The sequence below is a fragment of the Acetatifactor sp. genome (assembly GCF_982438285.1).
The window spans coordinates 1-4,431 of record NZ_CEWDFQ010000262.1 but is presented as its reverse complement, the minus strand read 5'-3'; the positions used below and the strand labels follow the sequence as shown (position 1 = coordinate 4,431).

Below are 4,431 nucleotides of genomic sequence, written 5' to 3'. Positions count from 1 at the left end.
GCTATATTATGGTTTAAATAATCCATGAACTGCCTCCTTTGCAAATCAGATTCTCCACTCCCTTTGTCTCCTTCGCTGTTTCATTATACCAGCTTATGCTGAACTGTTACATAAAACGCCGCAAAAAAAGATTGCCATTTTTACTTTATTCCAGTAAACTGTTAACATGGTAAAAAGAATATCTGCTGAAAGAAGGAAAAATTATGTTTGAAGCAATCGGTAACTTTATTTTGGAATTGGATAACGTAATCTGGGGCTGGTGGCTCATCATCCTGTTGTTTGGAACCCATATCTTTATGACGTTCCGCACCGGGTTTATCCAATGGAAATCCATCACCAAGGGAATCCGGCTCTCCGTGACAAAGGACCCCGACGCCGAGGGGGAAGTGTCCAATTTCGGCGCCCTCACAACGGCGTTGGCCGCCACCATCGGAACCGGCAATATTGTAGGCGTGGGCACGGCAATCGCGCTTGGAGGTCCGGGAGCCGTTTTGTGGTGCTGGCTTTCCGGCGTATTCGGGATTGCCACAAAATATGCGGAATCACTGATTGCGGTAAAATACCGGGTGAAAAAGGCGGACGGACGTATGCAGGGCGGCGCCATGTACGCCCTCTCAAGAGGCTTGAAATGGAAAAAGCTGGGCGCCGTGCTGGGTATGATTTTTGCGGTCTTTGCCGGCTTCGCTTCCTTCGGCATCGGGTGCGCCACCCAGGTAAACGCCATTGCCAATGTGGTAAAGACGAACACAGGCATACCAGGCTGGATTGTAGGCCTTGTGATTGCGGTGCTTACAGGCGTGGTTATCTTTGGAGGCATCCGCTCCATTGCCAACGTATGTGAAAAGCTGGTGCCTTTTATGGCTATCTTTTATGTGGCCGGCTGCCTGATTATTTTAGGCATAAATTATGACTATATCATACCTGCCGTCTCCACCATTCTGAGACTTGCCTTCAAGCCGGGAGCCGCTGCAGGCGGTCTGGTGGGAACCGGCATTATGATGGCCATGCGCTACGGTATCGCCCGTGGATTGTTTTCCAATGAGTCCGGCATGGGCTCTGCACCCATTGCGGCAGCTGCCGCACAGACCCGGAATCCCGTCAGGCAGGCTCTGGTCTCCTCCACAGGCACCTTTTGGGACACTGTGGTGGTGTGCCTGATGACCGGTCTTGTACTGGTGTCCACCATTATGAAAAACCCCTCTATCAACGCCGATGAAATCACAGACGGCGGTATTTTAACCACCCTGGCTTTTGACCAGATTCCCTATCTTGGTCCCATTATCCTGACCCTGGGTCTGATCTGCTTTGCTTTTTCCACCGTACTTGGCTGGGCTTACTACGGAGAGCGCGCAGTGGAATACTTTGCAGGAAAGAAGGGATTAATTCCCTACCGTGTTCTGTATGTGGCCGTAGCCGCCATCGCGCCTATCGTGACCCTGGACGTAGTGTGGGCGCTGGCGGATATCCTAAATGCCCTTATGGCCATACCAAATCTCCTGGCGGTGCTTTTACTGTCAAACGTGATTGCCCGGGAAACTAAGAAATACATAAACGATCTGGATGCCTGGGATGACACTCCCGTACCGGTCATTGACGACCAAAAAAGGGAAAAGACGGCGGACTGATTTGGTTTGAACTGGACTGATAAAAAAATTCTATTCTGGCACTTTTTATGATACCACTTTTGTTTATAATGTGATATAACGAAAGGGAGGTATCATTATGAAAAATCATATGGCACAAAAAATTGCACTGACCGGTCTTATGGCCGCTTTATCCTATGTAGTCTTCACCTTTTTGCAGATAAAAATCTTTCTGCCCGGAGGCGACGCAACCTCCATTCATCTGGGAAATGCGGTCTGTGTGCTGGGCGCCCTGCTTCTGGGCGGCGTATACGGCGGCATCGGCGGCGCCATCGGCATGACCATCGGCGATCTGTTGGACCCCGTGTATGTGGTGTACGCCCCGAAAACCTTTATCCTGAAGCTTTGCATCGGTCTGATCACCGGGCTCATTGCCCACCGGATCGGTAAAATCAGCGAGGAAACCGATCACAAGAAGGTTCTTTTGTGGAGCAGCCTTGCGGCGGCAGGGGGCCTTTTGTTCAACGTGATCTTCGATCCCCTGGCCGGATACTTTTACAAGCTGCTCATTCTGGGCAAGCCTGCGGCAGAGATTACTCTGGTCTGGAACGTGGCCTCCACCTCTATTAACGCGGTTATTTCACTGATCGTATCGGTGGCAGTGTACATGGCCCTCCGTCCCGCCATGAAAAAGACCGGCCTTTTAAACGACATGATTGGAAAAAAGAGGCTGGTATGATCAATCCTTTACAAAATCCAAAAAACACGCAGGATCAGAATGCACAAAATCAAGGCACACAAAAAGGCGCGGCAGAAATTCCGCGCCTTGCCATGATTAATGATATTGCAGGCTTCGGGCGCTGCTCCACCACAGTTTCCCTACCTGTGATCAGCGCCATGGAGGTACAGGTCTGCCCTGTGCCTACTTCTATTTTATCCAACCACCTGGGCTTCCCTCTCTGTCATTTTGATGATTACACTCCGCACATGCGGGAATATCTGCGTCCCTGGCAGGAAATGGGAATCACCTTTGACGGACTTTACTGTGGTTTTTTGGGAAGCGTGGAGCAGTTTTCCATCGTGGAGGAATTTCTGGATGCCTTTGAGCCGGGGCTTTTTCTTTTGGACCCTGTTATGGGTGATCACGGCAAGCCCTACTCTACCATCACAGGGGAGCACTGCCGGCGCATGAAAAGCCTGATGGGCCGTGCAGATATCCTGACGCCCAATATCACGGAGGCATGCCTCCTTACGGATACTCCCTGCCGGGAAAGCTATTGGACGGATTACGAACTTTTATCCCTGTGCGAAAAGCTTTCCGAACTATGTCCGGGCAAAATCGTCATCACCGGTCTTACCCACGCCAGCTTTTTCATGAATTATATCTGGGAAAACAAAAGCCGCAGTACCTATCTGGCTCCCGCCGCAGGAAGCAGCCGCCCCGGCACGGGGGATCTGTTTGCCTCCATACTGGCTGCAGACGCTCTTCACCACAGAGATTTTTACGCTTCCGTAAAAAAGGCGGCTGACTTTGTGGCTCTGTGCATCCAAGGCAGCGAGAGGGCAAATATCCCCGTGAGAGAGGGCGTTATTTTTGAGAAATACCTGGGCGAATTGATCCGGCAAAATCAGTCAAAATAAATTTCAACGCTGCCCATAGCGCAGTCCACATCAAGCTGTCTTGCAGCGCCGTTGTCCACATACTGTTCTCTGGCCAGTCCGCTGTAGTCTCTGCCGCCGATCTCAACGCTTCCCATACCGCATTCTACCGCATAATTATAATCCTCTTCCCCCATCTCAAGATACATTTCCACGCTGCCCATGGAGCATTGAATATCCCCACGCTCTGTCACATCGCCCTCCAGATAAAGATGTCCCACACCGACTTCTCCATCAAGCTGTCTCACCTCAAGCTCATATGCCTCAATCAGGCCAGCTCCTACATTCATTTCCAGCGTATCCGCCTGCAGCCGTTTGGCTGTAATCTCCCCGGCGCCCGCTTCCAGAAAAATCTCCCCGGCATCAAGCTCCTCGATCTGAATGCTGCCTGCTCCCACACTCATGTCTGCGCTGTCTAAATAGACTCCCTGTGGAACATACAAGGTAATCTCGCAATTCTTTATCTCATCCCAGATATTCCCGTTTCGCAGCGCCTTCACATAAATAGTGTCGCCTTCCACATATCCCTGGAGGCTTTTCATATTTTTCGCTTCCAGATAAAATTCTGCGTCCGGAGACTGCTCCAGATAGAGCACGCAGCCCCCTATCTCTATGTCTAAATTACGGATGTCTCCGGTCAGGGCATAACGCTCTACATCGCCCTCCAGGATATCATATCCATCTGCAAAAGGAATTGCATCCTCGATATCATAATATCCTCCGCCGCCGATCTGTTCCATGAGATCATCCCCCACATCTTCCAGACCGCCAAGCTGCAGACGCACCCTTCCGCCGGTGATGGCCTCCACTGCATCCTGAATAGCAATTCTTCCTCTGGCATTTCCAGCCGCGATCCCCAGGATCAATCCCAGTACCACAAATATCAATGCTGTGATGGCACAGCCCTTCATAAACCTTTTCATTTTCATACCATACCTTTCTCATCCCGCCGTCTCTCGTCTTTAAGTCTGCCGTCATTCAAATGTCTCAGCCTTTCAGGCCGCCGGAGCGTTTTTGGGAGATTTCTTTTTAAACAGTCCTGCAATTCCCTTGCAGATAGCCGGCGTTGCAATACCTGCCATGGCCACTGTGAGCATCAAAAATAAAATCCCTACGCCGCCGCATACCAGTCCTCCTCCAAAAAGCGCAAGCCCCACCAGAGGGTCCGTAAACAGACACATAATACCCA

General features: G+C 50.8%; 4 protein-coding genes and 1 pseudogene. 3 read left to right on the top strand and 2 right to left on the bottom strand.

Annotated features, from left to right (window positions below; all coding sequences use genetic code 11):
• Nucleotides 1-203 precede the first annotated feature (203 nt).
• From AC1WIP_RS12025 to AC1WIP_RS12015, 3 genes are all read left to right on the top strand, one after another.
• A complete protein-coding gene (locus AC1WIP_RS12025) occupies nt 204-1,625 on the top strand; it encodes an alanine/glycine:cation symporter family protein (protein ID WP_481142050.1) in 1,422 nt (473 codons plus the stop codon).
• A gap of 97 nt (nt 1,626-1,722) precedes the next feature.
• Entirely contained in the window at nt 1,723-2,322 is a 600-nt protein-coding gene (locus AC1WIP_RS12020) for an ECF transporter S component (protein WP_481142049.1), read from the top strand.
• A complete protein-coding gene (locus tag AC1WIP_RS12015; protein WP_481142048.1) occupies nt 2,319-3,224 on the top strand; it encodes a pyridoxamine kinase in 906 nt (301 codons plus the stop codon). Before AC1WIP_RS12020 ends, AC1WIP_RS12015 begins: the two co-directional genes overlap by 4 nt.
• On the opposite strand, the gene AC1WIP_RS12010 is transcribed toward AC1WIP_RS12015, so the two are convergent.
• Nucleotides 3,212-4,171, bottom strand: a complete 960-nt coding sequence (locus AC1WIP_RS12010) for a DUF4097 family beta strand repeat-containing protein (protein WP_481142047.1) — start codon at nt 4,169-4,171, stop codon at nt 3,212-3,214. The two genes, AC1WIP_RS12015 and AC1WIP_RS12010, sit on opposite strands and share 13 nt — an antisense overlap.
• Nucleotides 4,172-4,237: 66 nt before the next feature.
• A pseudogene (locus AC1WIP_RS12005) lies at nt 4,238-4,431 on the bottom strand (hypothetical protein); the annotation flags it as partial.

Bases quoted from the DNA above. Each gene is read 5' to 3' on its own strand.
- AC1WIP_RS12020 (WP_481142049.1), top strand. From the start codon at position 1,723: ATGAAAAATCATATGGCACAAAAAATTGCACTGACCGGTCTTATGGCC.
- AC1WIP_RS12025 (WP_481142050.1), top strand. From the start codon at position 204: ATGTTTGAAGCAATCGGTAACTTTATTTTGGAATTGGATAACGTAATC.
- AC1WIP_RS12010 (WP_481142047.1), bottom strand. From the start codon at position 4,171: ATGAAAATGAAAAGGTTTATGAAGGGCTGTGCCATCACAGCATTGATA.
- AC1WIP_RS12015 (WP_481142048.1), top strand. From the start codon at position 2,319: ATGATCAATCCTTTACAAAATCCAAAAAACACGCAGGATCAGAATGCA.